The following is an 18,021-nucleotide window of genomic DNA, read 5'->3' as shown; positions in this document are numbered from 1 at the left end:
AACCCGGAGCAAAGTAATGAACCCAATTAATACATTAAACCAAAACGCAGCAGCTCATGTTGCCGTAAAACCAACAAACCGCAAAGCAAAAATGTTGGCAAAGCTTAATCGCTACGGCAAAAAGTTAGCACTTGGCGGCGCAGTACAACACAAGTAACCCCCAACCATGGTTACTTTATCGGTGCAGTAAACAACCAACCACTAACGAAGATCCTTCTTTAGCTCCTCCGTTTACTGCCCCAACCCTCTTCTTTTAAGTCAAAAACAGCAAAAAATTAAACCTTTTTACAAAAAACGCCCTTATTACGCTCAAAAAACAAGCAAACAAACTTTTTCCTATTTACACAGCCGATTCAGCTAAGTATTATTCTCGCATCACGACGTGGAGAGATGGCAGAGTGGTCGAATGCACCGGTCTTGAAAACCGGCAGGGGTTTGTAGCCCCTCTAGGGTTCAAATCCCTATCTCTCCACCACTTATTTTTATTTGTTGATTAATTTCAGCAAGTTACAATCAGAATTATGCGTTGGAGAGGTGGCCGAGTGGCCGAAGGCGCTCCCCTGCTAAGGGAGTATAGGGTTTGTAGCTCTATCGAGGGTTCGAATCCCTCCTTCTCCACCATTTTATTATTTAAAACCGCTTTTTAGCGGTTTTTTTATGCCTAAAAAACTTGCACACTTCAGTTAATTTCATGCATGCTAAATGTATATATATTAGTCAAAGTGATTAGTGCTATGCTCCGTTTTGCCTCTTTCGCTGCAGCCTTGTTGCTCAGCTTTTACAGCCAAGCCACGATCTATAAATGCATGATCGATAATGTTGCCACATTTTCGCAGCAACCATGTGGTAAAGATGCCGAAATAGTTAATATCACTCCACCACCCAAAACCAAGCTACCACCAGAAAAAACGCAAGAGACAAATGAGCTAAGTGTTGAAAACTTTCTCAAAACCAAAGAAGCTGATCGCGAAATTGAGCGCTTAAAACTAGAAAGTAAAGAATTACAAAAAAAGCAAAACGAGCGTATAAAAAAAGTGTACGAAATGACCCAAGATGCTGCAAATAGACTAGGTGCAGAATCGATCGATGATGCCATTAAAAAACAAAGTGAGCGCATCAATGCCTACTATAACAGCCAGTTAAATATCATAAATAAGCAGATTGAAAAACTAGAAGAGAGTAAAAGGCGACTTACAGAGAAGCAAGACTTCTAACTTACCTAAACTGGTCAGACATGCTATAACAGGGTTTATTAAATTATTAAGGCCTTATGTAGCAATGCACATTCATACTTTAGAAGGTTATATTCAAAACATCTATTTGGTTGAATATCCAGACAAACTAATGCTGCTTGATGGCTGTTGCCGTGCCGATGTTGATACCGTGTTTGATTATATCACCGAGCAACTAAAGCGCCCTGTTACCGACCTAAAACTAATTGTAGTTACCCACATGCACCCAGATCATGCCGGTGGTGCGCATGCATTAAGAAAGTTAAGCGGTGGCAAAATAGCCACGTCGAATGCCCCTGGGCAATGGTATAGAGGTATTGATGGCTTCTTAATGCATTTAACCGATATCGCTTTGGCTTGGTGGGTTGCGGGGAGATTAAATAAAAAACGCCACAACCTTTGGTACAACCGCCATCTCGATGCCGACTATTATCTTGCTACCGATGCAATTTTACCCGGCTTTGATGACTGGCAAGCACTTCACACCCCCGGTCATACCGACCGAGATATCAGCTTATACCATATTCCCAGTAAGAGAATTTACATTGCTGATTTACTGGTAAAAGTAAAAGGGCAGCTCGTGCCACCCTTTCCTGTTTTTTACCCAAAGCTGTATTTAAACTCTTTACTAATGTTAAAAGCCTTACAACCAAAACGGATTATGTTTGCCCACAGTAACGAAGTCGGTATTGATGACATCGACTTTGAGCAAATTTTAGCGCTGGTCCCCAAAAAACCAATGACGCACTGGCGTTCCGTCAAAGCAAAGGCCCGACAAGCACTTAACCTAATACCAACTCGCAATAACACTTAATTAAGCGTTTTGTTATAAAGTGCTTTTCACAGTCTTGATAAATGTATCAATATCCTGCTGATCATTATAAATATGAGCAGAGACTCTTAAACCCAAGTGACGCTCATCAACAGCGATATTCGCAGCTTCAAGCGCAGCTTTAACAGCCGCTTGTTGCTCGCCAAAATGCATAATGGCCGTTCCAGAGCATTTGTCAGCCTGTATCGGTGAGCGCATATAATCAGCTAATTGGTCATGAAACTGAGCGAGCATAGCTAAGTTATGAGCGCGTACTTTCTCAATCCCAAGCTCTGCAAAGTAATTAATACTATGGGATGCCAAAATATAAGGTGCAACTGAAGGGGTACCGCCCCAAAAGCGTAGCGCGGTTTGATGATAAGCAAAGTGCTTAATATCAAATTCAAACGGGTTTTGATGTGAAAACCAACCAACATCTTTTGGCTGACAAAGTGATAGCTGCTTGCTGTTAACCCATAAATAAGCAGCACCAGGCCCACCGCATAGCCATTTTACACTCGAGCCCAGCATAAAATCGGCATCAAGCTTAGTTAAGTCGACCTCTAAAATACCCGCAGACTGCGCAACATCAACTAAGCTCAATGTGTTGTGTTGTTTCGCGATATTTATAACTTCTTGAATAGGCGCTTGTTGACCCGTGTTTGAGTAAACATGGCTAATAAAGACTAAATCAATATCATTATTCGCTAAATATGACTGCCAAACCTGCGCACTGGTTAAATCTTCATGCTTATCAATGAACACGATTTCAGCACTTTCCGGTAAGGCTTTTTGCATTGCAAAACCCATACTTGGAAAGTCACTTTCGGCCATCAACACTTTGCAATTTTCTTGTTGAAGTCGCGGGTGCGACATCAAAAGCTTTGTTAAACCACTCGATAAGTTAACTTGTGGACAAAACAACTCACTGTGCGAGTTAAATAATTTAGCGAGACTACTCGTAAACGCCTCTACACCTTGCAACCACTGTTGCCATGGCTCTTTATTTTCATTTTGCCAAGCGGCAAAAAACTGCTGATGGAAATGCTGCTCAGCAGATTTTAAGGGGCGCCCAACAGAGTGGTTAAGCAAATAGCTGCCTTGTGGAATTACAAAATCGTCTTTATTCATTACTTAATCCACTGTTTTAACTTAGTTAAATCATCGAAACGGGTGCGAATATCATCCCGTTTTGCTGCCGCACGGCGATCACGTAACTGCTCTAATGAGTTAAGTAATACATGTAAAGGCGGCCCACTGGCAGTAACTTTATCCATATGTTGTTGCTGCATTTGCTGTGAAGGCTGCGCAATGTATTTACTAACCAATTGATTATGGTGACCAATCGCAGTATCACCATGCAGTTTACACACTTGAATAAACAGCTTTAAGTTAGTTTGTAGCCACTCGCTATCGCGCTCAGCTTCTGCTGCTAAAAAGTCATCCATAATACTTGTCATACGCATACTTTCACGCAGAATCTGCTGATCTTCAGGCATCATATACAAGAATTTATCCACCAGCATTTGCGAGTAGCTAGGTTCATTGGCAAAACAAAGACCAAGTAATAAATCGATGACATTAATGCCCGCAAAATCACCGGCATTCGCACCACGATACACCTCTTTACCTACTCGATAAGGCTTGTAATACGGGCGTACACAATAGAAAAAGCGGTCTGTATCAAGCTTATTGTATAACGTATTGTTCGACTCAATTACATCAAGCAGTGCTTGCTTTGCCACGGCAAGTAAATCTGCCGTGATAGGGTGCGATATTCCTAATGGCTGAATTTTTAATAAAGCATCCGCTGCACGCTTATACGCTAAAATGCCCTTGGTATTATAATCAACAAAGATTTTCTCATCTTCAAGGTCAGTAAAGCGCTTATACAAACCATCAACCGCTTTGTTGTGGGTGGTTAAATGCGCCGTTGCAAAACGCGGGGTAACACCAATAGATGCACCGATGTGCATTGCCAATGCAGAGGCTTCAACGAGGGGTGAGCTTGTTTCACGAGAAGGCTCAGTGATCTCATGTCGACGGCATGCCGCCATATACAAGCCAACATTACCTAATAAGTCGAAAGCGTTATCAAACCCTTCATCGGTATTACCCTCTGCAAGTAAAGCACGAATATGCTCATTACCTTCTTGCTCTAATTGACGCTTAAGGTGCTCACCGACCCCCTCTACATTCGCTTTATCGTCTTGTTGCCAATATAGTTTTTCTAGTTCGCTATTGATCTCAACAAAACGAGTGCGAAGCCAGCTATCAAATGCCTTGGTGTTCTCAGTCACAGGCTCACTCCAAAATAATTATATTGCGATAATGTTAACAGAGTTCAATGAGTGCTAATCGCCAAAATATAGACTAGAATCCACCTAGATTAGTGAAAATCACTCAAATTAAAATGAAATTAGATAAAAAAGACCAACAATTACTTAATGCTCTACAAGACAATGCAAGAACTTCTGTCTCAGATCTGGCACAGTCGGTTAGCCTGTCAGATACCCCTTGCCTGCGCCGCATTAAAAAGCTCGAATCAGCGAATGTGATCAGTGGTTACCATGCTGCAATTAATCCTAAAGCGGTTAATTTAAACGTGTCTGTGTATGCCTTTGTACGCTTAAACCAAAACTCAGTTGCCGCTGCTGAGCAATTTGAACAACAAGTAGCAAAACTTGAACATGTGCTTGAGTGCTCAGTTATTTCAGGTAGTTATGATTATCTACTCAAGATTGTTGCTACAGATTTAGAAAGCTATGAAAGCTTTGTGAAACATAAATTAGGTAGTATTGATTGCATTGCTAACATCGAGTCGACGGTGGTCTTAAAACAAGCATTCACTAAGCGCCATTTACCGCTAGCTTGACGCAGCTTGCTTGCAAATAAAACATAACTCGATAAGCTAAAAACAGGCTTTAAAAGGACGCTTAAAATATGAAATTCATAAACTTAGTTGCTATCTCTTTGGCCATCAGTGGACTATTTAGCAGCCCATTAATGGCACAGCAGCAAACCTGCCTTTCTCAGCTTGAAGACCAAGCTTTGATGATGAAAAGTAAGCGCGAAGGACTGTTTAGAGAGCCATTACCACGCAGCCATAGCACCTTTAGCTATAATATCGAGCAAGCATTTAGTGACTATTTAACCGCTGCTTACCTTGAAATTAGCAGTGAAAATCCGCGAGCGAACTTACCATGCCCAGTTTATACCGATACCTATCAGCAACTTGTTGCACAAGGTTCTCGACCTGCTAACGCAACAATTGCCGATTTAATTAGCCCATTCGAACTTAAACAGGCCGATAGCCGCAAAGCTGTACTTTTAATCCATGGTTTAACCGACTCTCCATTTACCTACCATGACCTTGCACAGGTGTATTATCAACAAGGTTATACAGTTCGCACAATTTTACTGCCGGGGCATGGCACTGCCGCAGCAGCTTTGCAAGAGGTTGATGCTGATGATTGGCGAAAAGCCAGTGTGTATGCCATTGAGCGCACTTTAAAAGACTTTGATCAGGTAATATTAGGGGGCTACTCAACGGGTGCAGCACTGGTTGTTGATTACTTAACTCAAGCTCCTGTTGATAATAAAATTACTGCTGCGATGTTGTTTTCACCAGCAAGTGAGCCACACAATAAAAACGGTTGGTTGGCCAAATGGGTCGATGCAATTCCATTTGTTAATTGGATTGATAAAGACGCGGATCTGGATTTTGCTAAGTATGAGTCGTTTCCATTCAGTGCAGCCTCAGCTAGCCACGAAGCAATGAGCCGTATTAGTCTTGATGAGCTTCGTTATCGTCAACTGCCGAATGTCGCAATATTTAGCACCTTTAGTGATGTTGACACCACAATAGATAATCAAGCGACCTTTAAATTACTAGCTAAACTGCACGACCCAAAAGCGCGTAAAAATAACCAGCTTGATCGGCTAGTTTACTACGGTGACGACGATAATATTCCAGCCAACTTTCCTGCTGATTACCACATAATCCGTGATGACTGCGATACCGATGACTGTAAAAAGATCAAAGGGATGTCACACATTGGTATCGTTAATAAACCCAGTAATCCTTACTATGGCCGTAAAGCTTCGTATCGCAATTGCGGCAGCTACTTAGATGACGATAAACTTTATACAGCCTGCAAATACCAAAAAGACATCGTGATGGGTGAGCGCACAGTCGAAAATTTACAAGCACACAAACCCTTTGCACGACTCACGTTTAACCCTTATTTCGATAAGCTAGCTATGCATATAAACAACTTCATCAAAGATATAGAATCGGCTGCACAATGAGTGAGTTTAGTCACCGCTGGTTTAATCAAATAAGCGAGATTGATGCCGCACTTTGGCAGTCATTTTTTGATGATACACCCTTTACTGATCACGCTTTTTTAGCGGCTTTAGAACAAAGTGGCTGTGTGAGTGAAGAGTCGGGCTGGCAACCCATGCACTTAGCAATTTACCAGCAAGAACAGGTCATAGCCTTACTACCGGGGTATCTAAAACATCATTCTTATGGTGAATATGTATTTGACTGGGCTTGGGCTGAAGCTTATCAACAGCATGGCTTAGAATATTACCCTAAATGGCTGTGTGGCGTGCCATTCACACCTATTGCAGGGCAACGAATTAGTATAAATCACAATGACGCCGCAAAGGTCTATGCGTATATTCAGCACATACTCACAGCAACAGCAGCGCAGTTAGGCTGGTCAGGTTGGCATATAAATTTTTGCCACCAGCAACAAGCTACTGCATTAACTAGCGACACCGTAATGCAACGTCATGGCGTGCAGTTTCAGTGGTTTAATGAAGACTATAAATGCTTTGATGATTTTTTAGCTTCACTCACCGCAAGAAAGCGTAAATCGCTCAAAAAAGAACGCGCTAAAATAACTGAACAACAGATAGTCATAGAATGGCTCGAAGGTACTGACATCAGCAAGCAACACATGCAGCAATTTAGTCATTTTTACCGCCAAACCTATTTGAAGCGCTCAGGCCACAATGGTTATTTGAATACCGCCTTTTTCGAATTATTACAGCAGAGCATGGCCGACAAACTGGTGTTAATGTTCGCTAAGTATCAAGGAGAGGTGATTGCCGCCACACTCAGTTTTAAAGATAAGAATTGTTTATATGGTCGTTACTGGGGAACAAATTATGAGCTTGATAGTTTGCACTTTGAGCTTTGCTACTATCAAGGCATTGAGTACTGCATTGCCAACAAACTTAAACAGTTCCACTCTGGCGCGCAAGGTGAGCATAAAATAAGTCGCGGATTTAAGCCCGTATAAACCTATTCACTGCATCATATTCAGCACGGTGATTTTGCAGCAGCCATTAATGATTTTATTCGCAGAGAACGCCAACATATGGCGCTCTATAAAGCCCAATGCGAAAGCTTACTGCCGTTTAAACAGCAATAATTGGTTGTTCGCTGGCATTTGCACATCTTCAACAAAGGTTAAGCCAGCTTGCTCTGCAAGTTGGCAAATCGCTTCAAAATCACGAATTGCACTATTAGCATCTTGCTGTTTTAAAAAAGCATCAAACTCAGCATTACTGGCACTGGTATACTTACCTTGATACTTAAATGGCCCATAAATACATAACTTTCCTTTAGGCGCTAAATGCTTTGCTACCCCTTGAAAAAAGCGCTCCACCAGTGGCCAACTAATAATGTGCATCGTATTCGCGGTGAAAATAGCATTCACTTTATCAACTGGCCAAGGATCATTAAGATCGAGTGTGAGTGGTGCATGCAAGTTAGTTAGTGCAGCTTCTTGATGCCATTGTAATATCCCAGGGTGATTAACCTCACGATCACTACAATGCCACTGCAAGTGTGCTAAATGCGTTGCAAAATGCACGCTATGTTGCCCGGTACCTGAGCCAACCTCTAATACATTCGTTACATCAGAAAAGAACTCTTTTAATACCTTTAAAATAGGTGACTTATTGTTTTCACAGGCTTGAGAGAAGGGTTTATCCATACAAATTAATGCACCATGTTTGGTAATTAGTGCACAACAGTAAAGCAAAAATAATCACTAAAGTCGCGGGTAATTTATTAGATAAAAATATAAAAACAACAAATTCAAAAACTTATCTGTTTTTGTCAATATTGGTACAGCTTATGCTATTTCATAAGTGAATTAATCAATAGGAGCAACATTATGTATATCTCACCCTACACCGCTGTAGATGCAGCACTTGCAGCCAGCGAACGTGCTGAAAGCGAAAAAGCCGCCTTAACTAGTTGTGACGACAGAGCAACCGTTATCGACCTTCTTTCTCAATGTAACAAAGAAAATGTACAGGCGCCGAAAAAACATGAAACAGACCAGATTTTTATTCTCGGCTACAATTAATCACACACAGTTAATCCATTCAGTCTTAGCTACACTAGATAAGACTTGCACTAAAACCGATTAGCTGTAATGATAATAGTTATCATTACAGCTAATCGGTTTTTCTATGCACTCTCACAATGCTATGCTCCAGTATCAGCGGCAAATGAAATGTGTTTGCCAAAGACCAGGGCTACATGCCCCAGCACTTGTTGCTAACTATGTTGAAGCGGGTTTGAACATTGCACGCTATTACGAAAAACATCACAACTTTATTTTGCAAGAGCTGTATCTAAGACGCACCTTTCATGAACTACTTGAAAAGATGTGTGATTCATTAGTGCATAATGCAATTCGTAAACAATGTTTGGCCCAGCTTTATAAACCGCAACTTGCGCTAAAGCGTTACTACAAAACTCATAACTGTATTGAAAAGTATTTCAGTTTGGAGCGAGAAGCGTGCCTTCTCAGCCAAGAATTTAACCCGATTTAGGAGTGTTTATGAGCCAATTTAGAACCGAATCAGATAGCATGGGTGAACTACAAGTCCCTGCCAATGCTTTGTATCAAGCTCAAACGCAACGTGCTATCAATAATTTTAAAATTAGTGGCTTAGCCATGCCTAAGCAATTTATCACCGCCCTTGCCTACATTAAACAAGCTGCTGCGCAAAGCAATACAGCTTTAGGCCATTTGAGCCAAGGTAAAGCAAAAGCAATTGAGCAAGCATGCCAAGAGATCATCGACGGTAAACATTTTTCAGAGTTTCCAGTTGATGTATTTCAGACCGGCTCAGGTACTAGCTCAAATATGAATGCCAATGAAGTTATTGCAACACTAGCGAGTAAATTTGCTGGCGAAACCATTCACCCCAACGATGATGTGAACATGGGACAAAGCTCAAATGATGTGATCCCTACTGCGATTGCAGTAAGTAGCGCCATTAACATCATTTATGAACTATTTCCTAAACTCGATAAACTTAGTCAAAGCCTTCAAAACAAACAAGCCGAAGTGGGCCATATTGTTAAAACTGGCCGCACTCATTTAATGGATGCAATGCCTGTGAGTTTTGCACAAACATTGGCTGCATGGCAGTTACAAGTGGATCATGCAATGGCTGGGATTCGCCAAGCACTTGAGCGAGTTTGTGAACTTGCACAAGGTGGCACAGCAGTTGGTACCGGTATTAATGCCGACCCTGCGTTTGCTGGTGAGTTTTGCCAACACTTGAGTGAGAATGTGGGTATTCGCTTTAGCCCAAGCAAAAACTTCTTTTATAACATAGGATCACAAGACGCCATTGTTGCGCTGTCAGGTCAGCTAAAGGTACTTGCCGTAGCACAAATGAAAATAGCCAATGACTTACGCTGGATGAACTCAGGCCCTCTTGCTGGCCTTGGTGAAATTGAGCTTGAGGCTTTACAACCGGGCTCATCAATTATGCCGGGTAAAGTAAATCCAGTGATCCCTGAAGCGGCCGCTATGGTCAGCGCACAAGTAATTGGCAATGACGCGACTATTACAGTGGCTGGTCAAGCGGGTAACTTTGAGCTCAATGTAATGCTACCTGTGATTGCCTTAAACATTTTGCAAAGTATTGAACTGCTGGCGAATAGCAGTGAAGCACTGGCAGATAAAGCGATTGCCAGCTTTAAAGTAAACCAAAGCAATGTTGATAAAGCGCTCGCTAAAAACCCAATTCTGGTTACTGCGCTTAATCCGGTGATCGGCTATAGCAAAGCCGCAAAAATTGCCAAATTAGCTTATCAAGAAGGTCGTCCTATTATTGATGTTGCTGCAGAGCACACTGATATTTCGCGCGAAGAATTGAGTGAATTACTTGACCCTGCCAAACTAACCCAAGGTGGTTTATAGAACTTTTATCTTACTGTAGCTCTGTGAATACAGAGCTACTTACTGAAAGCTAACGTTTTTATTGCTCCACTTTGAGCAATGTGTATGATAGTGAGTACTTATTCAACGATTTTTAGGTATGTTATGCGCTATCCTCTATTGGCAATTTTATTTCCTGTGTTATTAACTGCGTGTTCGGACAATAATGAGCAAGCCGAATCAACGGCAACCAGCAATAAACTTGTCGAGGCGCCAAAAGCCGTTGAAATAAAAAACGCTGAAGAAGTGAGCAAAGCAGCCCCAGATAAAGCCACTATTAGCTCTGCCCACGAACAACTTAAACAGCTAATCGATGATCCAAGCTGTGATAACAGCAGCCAATGTAAAGTATTACCTGTTGGTAGTCGCGCCTGTGGTGGGCCAAGTAGCTTCATTGTTTATTCAAGCAAAACAGCTAACACTGCTGAGGTTGAAAAACTTGCAAAAGACATCACCGCCCTTGAAAAGCAATTTAACGCAGCAAACGACATGATGAGTATTTGTCAGCATCTAACCGCACCGGGTGCGCAGTGTTCTGAGAATACTTGTGTTAGAATCGAAGGCTCAGCGGCAAGTGTATACTAAGGAATAAGCAATAATGGTTCGTTCATCGACTTTTAAGAAACTTTTCATCACCACAACTGTGTTAGCAAGTATTGCTTTAACTGGTTGTGAAACAACAACGTCAGGTAGTTCTGCACGCGTTGATTTAGGTGATTTAAATGATCAGCTGAACGATATCGTTAGTAATAATAGCTGTAATGCAAGCTTTCAATGTAAGGTGTTAGAAGTCGGTGAACGAGCATGTGGTGGCCCAAGTCGCTATGTGGTCTATTCAACGTTAAACACCGCACAAGAACAAGCGGAGCAACTTGCAGAGCGAATTACAGCGGCTGAGAAGTCATCTGAGCAAGCATTAACCGTTAACGATTGCTCGCCAGTCCTGCCGGTACAATCGCTGTGTATTTCACAGCAGTGCCAAGCAATCGAGATTAAGTAAACAATGCAATAAGGCCGGATACTATCACCACGCTGATGATACAAATCCCGGCCTTATAAATGTACTTTACCTGCATTGTATTATGCACCCAGTAAGCGTAAATGTAGCGAACAAAGTAACTTGCTGCAGTGCCAAATAATGCAAAAATAACTAAATACGCAAGTAAAATAATATCCAAAGTCATGTCACTTCTTTAAAACATCTAGTCTCAGTGTAAGGGCATAAAGAAGTAAAGGCAAAACCTTAGCTTTTTTTACTGTGCGCAATGAGTAGTTCTGCCACACGCTGTTTCACAGCTCGCTTATCATCAGCAGCAACACCAAACCGCTCAGCCAATAGGGCAATTTCTTCATCATTTAAGTTAAACGATAAACGCTGTCTGGTTTTTTTCGACTTAACGTCGAGCTCCAAAATCTTACGGATCATATCTGATGGCGTAAGCTCTTGGTCAATGGCTTGCTTCTTAATTGATTTTTGCACTTCAGAGCTTAAATCAAACGCCATTTGTGTGGCTCTAACTGCTTGTTCCTGACGCTGCCACTTAGCTTTTGCATCACTCACTTGGCATCCCCAGGAAATAAGTCAACAATATCGCTAATTGGTCTGGTTAACGTCAGTGATACCTCTGTTTCACCGCCTTCCCAAATTTCAATATTTAAACTATGCGATTCATCATCAGAGCTTAAACAGATCATTTCACACGGCTCACCGCCCTCGTCTTCATAGCGAGGTAAAGGCTTATTGCGGTAGTCCTTATTATGGAAATAACACACATAAGGTGCTTCTGTTTGTTTGTAGCTCGATGCCAAAAAGTGACTAAAACGTTCTGGGCTATTTTGTACATTAATTGCCGTTAATTCGTCTTCATCAAAAATACGAGCGAACTCATCAAGAGTAAAAATTTCATCAACATCATCGCGTTGAACTTTGATCGCAAAGTGTGCCCACTGTTCACCGTCATCTGACTCGATTTGCAAAAACACCACTTGGCCCGATTCGCTTTCGAGTACCAACTCATACTCTGCACTACGTTGATACTGATACGTTTGCACATCAGTAACTCGCAAAGTCTGTCCTTTTAACCAGCTTGGGTAAGCAAACGAATCAATCACAGTTAACATATCACCAACGAGTAATTGGCTTGGATCAGTGAGTTGACGCTCTGGAGCTTTTTTAGATTTAAAAAAGTTAAACATTGGCTGACTCCTTGTTGAAGCAAAAAAGGTAACCCAGTGCGTGGGTTACCTTTTATCTTTCCGTTAACTGATTAGCTATTTTGTTTTGCTTTAATACGCGCCAAAATATCCGCGCTTTTCGGGCTCGTATCACCAATACCCGCTTCAGCCATTTTCGCTTTTAAATCATCGCCGTTAGTGTCAGCTTCTAATTGCTTAGCCGCACCTAACTGGTCTTGGCGGTCTTGCTGGCGTTGTTTAATACGCTCTAGAGACTCACGTGCTGATGTCATTGATGAGCTATTCGTATTTAGCGTGCTGTTTACAGCCATTGTTGCTTGCTGCACACTTTCTGTCGTTTTAACCATCGTTAATTGGCGTTGGTTTTCTTTAATCGATTTTTCAGCTTCTTTAACTTGCTGCTTTAACTGCACGATATGGTTACTAAAACCAGCTAGCACTTCTTCGTGCTCTGCTTTCTCAGCTTCAAAATCACCAATTTTTTCTGCGATTTCTAATGCTAGCGCTTCGTTGCCTTTTTCAAGCGCTTGACCTGCATACGCTTCATGCTCAGCAATTGATGCATCTAGTGCGCTAATTTTACGCTTCGTTTGCATCTCTTTTGCCATTACTTCAGTCAGGCTTTTTTTTGCACGTTGTAAGGCATTTTGTGCATCAGCAATTTCTTGTTCAAAGATACGGATACCGTTTGCATCAACAATTGCTTGTCCTGCTTCACGAGCGCCACCACGTACAGCTGTAAATAGTTTCTTTAAAATACTCATAATCTTAACTCCAGAAATTGCTAATTAATCGTTTAAATAAATGGTCACGGCTTCAAGCGCATCAATCGCATTGTCTGCCAGTGTTACCAACTCATGGGTAATATCATCAAACGATGAATTAACCGATAAGGCGCCAAAAATAGCGTACTTATCATCAATTTTTGCAAATGCGCTTAATGGAATTGGTACATTTAAACGTAGTAACGTTTCGTTTAACTCATTACGCATATCTGCTTGTACTTCGTCTTCAGCAAACAGGTAGCTAATACACAGTAATTGCTCTTCTGTTTGAGTAACAAAGATAGGTAACTCATCATTCCCATCGACGATAACTTGTAACACATCTTGCTCACCTTCGTTGGCAATCAAGAAAGACTCAAAGCTCACACCTTCCGTTTCAAAAGAAGCCAGTTTGATTGATAGTTCATTTAATTCCATGTCTCACCTTTTTACGTTTTGACATATTATGTCTGAGTTAAGATTTGCATAGCCGACATATTATGTCAACTATAAAATATCAATTTTTGTACAATTCGGTTTCAACTTGCCACGCTTGACGGTAATAATCATATAAGGTTCCAGAACCTAATCTATTGACTTCAATCGTGTTTACTTGTTCAAAAAAATGATTCGGAAATACAAAAGAAGCCAATAAATATTCTTTACTTACCCAACGAGATGGCACGGGTAATTCGTTAATTTCACGAATTCGCTGACTTGCTGATTTGCCAGCAGTGGTCGCGATTGTCCAACCCCATTGACCAAACGAAGGAATATTTTGCTGGTATTGCTCAACATAACCAAAACCAGCTGCTTTCATTGTTTTAGCAATACTCAAAAATGCTTTCTTCGCATGATAAGGCGATGTTGATTGCACAGCCACAGCCCCGTCAGGCGCCAATAGCTGACGCACATGATTATAAAAATAATCACTGTACATCTTATTGAGATCAGGGTGATTAGGGTCTGGTAGGTCAATCAAAATAGTGTCAAAACGCTCACCTTTAGCAAGCATTGCTTCGACTTCTAAAAATGCATCTGCAATACGAATATCAGCGCGAGGATCGCTCATAGAGTGATTATTAAGGGTTGTTAAACGTGTTCTGATCTCTTCTGGCGCATCATAGTCACCTACATCATTGCCAAATAAGTTTAACAGTTGACCATCTAAATCAACCAAGGTTACATGCTTTACAGGCCACTTCAAAACATCACGAAGTGCCAGCCCGTCACCACCGCCGATGATCAGTACACGGTCGTGGCGATTTGAAGCCAACATGGCAGGATAGACAAGCATTGAATGATAAATTTGCTCATCCACACTTGAGAACTGTAAACGGCCATTTAGATAAAGATCAGTAATTGCATTCGGCTGATTGCGACTCAAACGCTCAGTTAACACCAAGTGCTGATACTTAGTTGCTTGCGAGTAGATGACTTTATCTTTGTATAAAACATTACTTAGGTTTTTCATCCAGCTAGTGCCAAGCACAAGCACAAACGCAAAAAACACCAACAACAGTCCATGACAAATTAACAGTAGCTTAGCGAAGCGAACATGTTGATGATAGCGCCATAAGAACACGAGACCGGCAATAATATTAAATAATGCCGTCCAAGCTGCTGCTTGCATAATTGGCATCGCGAGCATAATACTCACCCAAATAGCAGCACCGACACCGGCACCAATATAATCTGCCCCGTAAATGGTACCCGCATTGTTTTCTAAAAAGCGCCCGTAGACTTGCTGACGAATACGCGCAATTAGCGGGATCTCCATACCGATTAATAGCCCAAGTAATAGACCAAACACATAGGGCAAGAAACGCGACCACTCTTGCAGCTTTTCAAACACGTAGCCGTTAAGTACGGTATCTGGAGGCAGGTTAAAAATTTCAGAGAAGATATGTGGTAATGAATAACTGACAGCGATAACACTCGCAATCGCTAAAATACAGCCCATGCCGACCAAAGCAATAATGCTCTCAAGCCAAGCAAAAGCAGTAAATGCATCTTTAAACCAACGCGCTAAAAATGCACCGATCCCCATTGCTACAATCATGGTGCCAATCATGGCATAAATGGCACTCTCGACCGAGCCTAAGACACGACCTGCATAATGAGATAGAAGGTATTCATAAATAAGGCCGCACCCAGCGAGTACGGCCATAACAGATATTAATAGGAAATCATGCCCAAGTAGATTGGCTCTACTTGGGACGCTTGTTGTAGTAGACACTAATTAGGCACCTAACAAGGTTGCCATAGTCGAACCAATCGCAAATGAAACCGCTGCTGAAATAGCGGCTACACCTACGTTCTTCTGACGGTTCACTTCGTCTGAAATATCACAACCAGATAGGATGATTTTGATAGTCACTAAGTGTAGTAAAATGAAGGCAACTAAACTTACCGCTGCACTTAATGCCCAGTAACCTAAACTAGCTACAATATTGTCAGCCGCATAAGGAGCAATACCTGATGCAGCAGTTAATGCCAATGCACTACCCACTAAAAAGCCAGCGTAACGAATACCTACCGCTAAGTTGCCGTCAATAACCGCCTGTTGTAAGCAGTCACCACTGCGATTAGTGCGCTTAAATAACTGCACTCGATATTGGCTGATCAGTAGCATCGCAATGCTGCCAATTGCAAAGGCCGCGATCACGATTGGAATACCATGCCAGCCTTCGGTTGCCACCCAAAATAAAGCTGAGCGAATCACAATAGCGACACTCACTACATGACCAAAATCAATCAGTGCAGCAGTTGCGTTACCTTTTACGATTTCGTCATGCAGACTCACTTTACGAAGCGCTACCTTGTCTTGGAAGAAATGACCAAGCTTAATAAGCACAATTGCCATCACACCATAACCTAGCATTTGTAATGCTTCTTGTTGCAAGGTTGGTGCAAATGAGCCGCTGCTTACACCACTAAGAACAATTGCCAGTGCCACAAGCCCCGCAGCAAAGCTAATACCAAAAGCAAAATTGTCACGCTCAGTTATTTCATCATTAGCGTGTAAGTTAGACACCCAGCCTTTGATAAATTTTAGGCTGACAAATAAAGCGATAATGATTGCAAAGTCGATTGCTAAAGCTTGCAACGACCAAGTTGTTATTCCATTAAATTCATACATATGTTGTAACTCCGGTGGTTATTCTTTTCACTACTTACCGCGGCTAATGCCACGTGATGTTCTGCTCGAGCTGTTGCGTAATGACCCAGAGCTTTTACTGTAACTACTGCTAGAAGCATAGCTACTACGTGTGCGTGGCGGCGTATAGCTGCTACGGCTTAATCCAGATGCACCACTGCGCTTAGTGGCATACGGACTAGTGAATTGTTTACCTTGGCGTTGATAAGACTGACGAGTTCGCGTCTCTACAGTCTGTTGTGCTTTAATCTGTTTTGGACTCGAATAACGGTAACGGCCATAGTCATTGTAATAACTGTACTTTCTATGACGGCTCCAGCGACCATATTCAACTCGGTCAAATACATCACCCAACATGCGATACATTCCATACCAAACCCAAAAGCTGGTACCGCTGCTATTTGTTTGCCACTGCCCATAGTTAGGGTTGCCAACTAATTGGTTACCAACGCTTTCACCTTCAGCTGCTTCACTAATTGCACCAACCCGCGCTAGTGAGCCCTGCGACATATCGGCAAGCATATTAATAGGATCAGTCAGTGCATCCTGAAATAAAGATGGCTTGGCAGCATCACGAATAAGATCAAGTTGATGAAGGGTATCTTCATAAGGGGGTATTAGATAAGTAGACTTAACATCTGCTAAACGTTGTTTAAGACCTGTATAGATAGCCCCTTCACGAGTGGCATCAAGACTAATTACTCGCGCGATCTCAGAAAGTTGCGGCTGCTGCTCAGCAAGCACCTGTCCGTATTGTTTAAGTATCGTCGCATTACGCAAAGAGCCATTATCAAGCGCCGTACCAAGCTGATTTAATTCAACCTCAGCTTTTTCTATGGATTGTTGTATTGTTTGTTTAAGCTGCTCTTCTTTCGACTCACAGCCCATAAGCAAGCTTACCAAACAAAACAGGCTAATAAGTTTCCAAGCTTTTATTTGAGACATTCATGTCACCTGATTGTGGTTTAAAAACGCAAATAGTTTTACATAGCTCAGGTACTAAACCAAGATTAAAATTGCAACAAAGGGTAAATTGGGTCGTGAATTGCTAGTTAGAAAGGGGAAAGTTTAAAGCCTGGCGTAGGTTGGGTAGAGCGAAGCGAAACCCACCACAGAGCTATCAGCTTTCAGCCTTCAGCGATCAGCCGCGCGATGTGGGTTTTTGGTACTGCGTCTTCCTCTAACGAAGGTTCTAGGCAAAGTGTACTTGTAGGAATGGCTTTAGCCATGAATGTGTTTGTTATGGTCTAGATTCGACACTGAAGTGCCTCCTACGGGGGTTGTTGCTGAGGGTGACTCTGTACTAAACAACCACACAGTTCAACTTTACCCTTGCTAACTTGTAACTAGCTAACTCGTTGGGTTTCGCTCCGCTCTACCCAACCTACCTGGAGAATGGATAGGGCACGTTGTATGAATAGCTGAAACGCAAAAAAGCCCGACTCTTTCGAATCGGGCTTTCTCTAATTTGGAGCCTGGCGATGTCCTACTTTCACATGGCAAATGCCACACTATCATCGGCGCTGTTTCGTTTCACTACTGAGTTCGGCATGGGGTCAGGTGGGTCCAAAACGCTATTGTCACCAAGCAA

Annotated in this window: 21 protein-coding genes, 2 tRNA genes, 1 rRNA gene and 1 pseudogene; 13 read left to right on the top strand and 12 right to left on the bottom strand. The window is 42.0% G+C overall.

Annotation, left to right across the window (positions count from 1 at the left end):
• Positions 1–16 precede the first annotated feature (16 nt).
• From L1264_RS09865 to L1264_RS09845, 5 genes are all read left to right on the top strand, one after another.
• On the top strand, positions 17–157 hold the full coding sequence (locus L1264_RS09865) for a hypothetical protein (protein ID WP_167350231.1): 141 nt from the start codon (positions 17–19) through the stop codon (positions 155–157).
• A gap of 227 nt (positions 158–384) precedes the next feature.
• Positions 385–475: transfer RNA gene (locus L1264_RS09860), tRNA-Ser, on the top strand.
• A gap of 53 nt (positions 476–528) precedes the next feature.
• Positions 529–621: transfer RNA gene (locus tag L1264_RS09855), tRNA-Ser, on the top strand.
• 113 nt (positions 622–734) lie between these two features.
• The gene (locus L1264_RS09850) at positions 735–1,214 is read left to right on the top strand and encodes a DUF4124 domain-containing protein (RefSeq protein ID WP_235403936.1); all 480 of its coding nucleotides are present in this window, start codon (positions 735–737) and stop codon (positions 1,212–1,214) included.
• A 64-nt stretch (positions 1,215–1,278) separates the two neighbouring features.
• Complete coding sequence (locus L1264_RS09845) at positions 1,279–2,046, top strand: MBL fold metallo-hydrolase (RefSeq protein ID WP_235403934.1); 768 nt, start codon at positions 1,279–1,281, stop codon at positions 2,044–2,046.
• A 12-nt stretch (positions 2,047–2,058) separates the two neighbouring features.
• On the opposite strand, the gene L1264_RS09840 is transcribed toward L1264_RS09845, so the two are convergent.
• Both L1264_RS09840 and L1264_RS09835 read right to left on the bottom strand, forming a co-directional pair.
• Complete coding sequence (locus L1264_RS09840) at positions 2,059–3,174, bottom strand: aminotransferase class V-fold PLP-dependent enzyme (protein ID WP_235403932.1); 1,116 nt, start codon at positions 3,172–3,174, stop codon at positions 2,059–2,061.
• Positions 3,174–4,343: a PrnB family protein gene (locus L1264_RS09835; protein ID WP_135923124.1), complete on the bottom strand. Its 1,170-nt coding sequence runs from the start codon at positions 4,341–4,343 to the stop codon at positions 3,174–3,176. The genes L1264_RS09840 and L1264_RS09835 overlap by 1 nt, the downstream gene beginning before the upstream one ends.
• Before the next feature lie 113 nt (positions 4,344–4,456).
• On the opposite strand from L1264_RS09835, the gene L1264_RS09830 reads away from it, so the two are divergent.
• The 3 genes and pseudogenes from L1264_RS09830 to L1264_RS09820 all read left to right on the top strand — a co-directional run bounded on the left by L1264_RS09830 (position 4,457) and on the right by L1264_RS09820 (position 7,490).
• Entirely contained in the window at positions 4,457–4,918 is a 462-nt protein-coding gene (locus L1264_RS09830) for an Lrp/AsnC family transcriptional regulator (protein ID WP_138557897.1), read from the top strand.
• 68 nt (positions 4,919–4,986) lie between these two features.
• The gene (locus L1264_RS09825) at positions 4,987–6,354 is read left to right on the top strand and encodes an alpha/beta hydrolase (RefSeq protein WP_235403930.1); all 1,368 of its coding nucleotides are present in this window, start codon (positions 4,987–4,989) and stop codon (positions 6,352–6,354) included.
• A pseudogene (locus L1264_RS09820) lies at positions 6,351–7,490 on the top strand (GNAT family N-acetyltransferase). Before L1264_RS09825 ends, L1264_RS09820 begins: the two are co-directional and overlap by 4 nt.
• Here the strand turns inward: L1264_RS09820 and L1264_RS09815 are convergent.
• Positions 7,467–8,057, bottom strand: a complete 591-nt coding sequence (locus tag L1264_RS09815; RefSeq protein WP_138557900.1) for a DUF938 domain-containing protein — start codon at positions 8,055–8,057, stop codon at positions 7,467–7,469. The pseudogene L1264_RS09820 and the gene L1264_RS09815 overlap by 24 nt on opposite strands.
• Positions 8,058–8,240: 183 nt before the next feature.
• Between L1264_RS09815 and L1264_RS09810 the strand changes: the two genes are divergently transcribed.
• The 5 genes from L1264_RS09810 (at position 8,241) to L1264_RS09790 (ending at position 11,310) form a co-directional block, all read left to right on the top strand.
• Positions 8,241–8,435, top strand: a complete 195-nt coding sequence (locus L1264_RS09810) for a hypothetical protein (RefSeq protein WP_054554610.1) — start codon at positions 8,241–8,243, stop codon at positions 8,433–8,435.
• 106 nt (positions 8,436–8,541) lie between these two features.
• Positions 8,542–8,907 carry a hypothetical protein gene (locus tag L1264_RS09805; protein ID WP_167658784.1) on the top strand — a complete coding sequence of 122 codons (366 nt, stop codon included), beginning with the start codon at positions 8,542–8,544 and terminating at the stop codon, positions 8,905–8,907.
• An 8-nt stretch (positions 8,908–8,915) separates the two neighbouring features.
• Complete coding sequence (locus tag L1264_RS09800; protein WP_235403928.1) at positions 8,916–10,292, top strand: class II fumarate hydratase; 1,377 nt, start codon at positions 8,916–8,918, stop codon at positions 10,290–10,292.
• A gap of 123 nt (positions 10,293–10,415) precedes the next feature.
• A complete protein-coding gene (locus L1264_RS09795; RefSeq protein ID WP_135923118.1) occupies positions 10,416–10,895 on the top strand; it encodes a hypothetical protein in 480 nt (159 codons plus the stop codon).
• Positions 10,896–10,908: 13 nt separating this feature from the next.
• Positions 10,909–11,310 carry a hypothetical protein gene (locus tag L1264_RS09790; RefSeq protein ID WP_138557902.1) on the top strand — a complete coding sequence of 134 codons (402 nt, stop codon included), beginning with the start codon at positions 10,909–10,911 and terminating at the stop codon, positions 11,308–11,310.
• Here the strand turns inward: L1264_RS09790 and L1264_RS09785 are convergent.
• The 9 genes from L1264_RS09785 to rrf form a co-directional block, all read right to left on the bottom strand.
• On the bottom strand, positions 11,303–11,488 hold the full coding sequence (locus tag L1264_RS09785) for a hypothetical protein (RefSeq protein ID WP_054554683.1): 186 nt from the start codon (positions 11,486–11,488) through the stop codon (positions 11,303–11,305). The genes L1264_RS09790 and L1264_RS09785 overlap by 8 nt on opposite strands.
• A 65-nt stretch (positions 11,489–11,553) precedes the next feature.
• Positions 11,554–11,871, bottom strand: coding sequence for a hypothetical protein (locus L1264_RS09780; RefSeq protein WP_063700569.1), 318 nt, complete (start codon positions 11,869–11,871; stop codon positions 11,554–11,556).
• Positions 11,868–12,506 carry a hypothetical protein gene (locus L1264_RS09775; RefSeq protein ID WP_199526048.1) on the bottom strand — a complete coding sequence of 213 codons (639 nt, stop codon included), beginning with the start codon at positions 12,504–12,506 and terminating at the stop codon, positions 11,868–11,870. The genes L1264_RS09780 and L1264_RS09775 overlap by 4 nt, the downstream gene beginning before the upstream one ends.
• Before the next feature lie 71 nt (positions 12,507–12,577).
• On the bottom strand, positions 12,578–13,270 hold the full coding sequence (locus L1264_RS09770) for a PspA/IM30 family protein (protein ID WP_135923115.1): 693 nt from the start codon (positions 13,268–13,270) through the stop codon (positions 12,578–12,580).
• A gap of 24 nt (positions 13,271–13,294) precedes the next feature.
• Complete coding sequence (locus L1264_RS09765) at positions 13,295–13,708, bottom strand: YjfI family protein (protein WP_063700564.1); 414 nt, start codon at positions 13,706–13,708, stop codon at positions 13,295–13,297.
• A gap of 79 nt (positions 13,709–13,787) precedes the next feature.
• A complete protein-coding gene (locus tag L1264_RS09760; protein WP_244667088.1) occupies positions 13,788–15,440 on the bottom strand; it encodes a polyamine aminopropyltransferase in 1,653 nt (550 codons plus the stop codon).
• A gap of 72 nt (positions 15,441–15,512) precedes the next feature.
• Entirely contained in the window at positions 15,513–16,412 is a 900-nt protein-coding gene (locus L1264_RS09755) for a DUF350 domain-containing protein (protein WP_135923113.1), read from the bottom strand.
• 30 nt (positions 16,413–16,442) lie between these two features.
• The gene (locus tag L1264_RS09750) at positions 16,443–17,375 is read right to left on the bottom strand and encodes a CHAD domain-containing protein (RefSeq protein ID WP_135923112.1); all 933 of its coding nucleotides are present in this window, start codon (positions 17,373–17,375) and stop codon (positions 16,443–16,445) included.
• Between the two features lie 528 nt (positions 17,376–17,903).
• Positions 17,904–18,018, bottom strand: a 5S ribosomal RNA gene (gene rrf / locus L1264_RS09745).
• Positions 18,019–18,021 lie beyond the last annotated feature (3 nt).

The organism is Pseudoalteromonas sp. APAL1, from assembly GCF_021532475.1.
In the GTDB taxonomy this organism is placed as follows: domain Bacteria; phylum Pseudomonadota; class Gammaproteobacteria; order Enterobacterales; family Alteromonadaceae; genus Pseudoalteromonas; species Pseudoalteromonas lipolytica_C.
The sequence above is the reverse complement of the archived record's forward strand: the minus strand, read 5'-3'. Positions and strand labels throughout refer to the sequence as shown.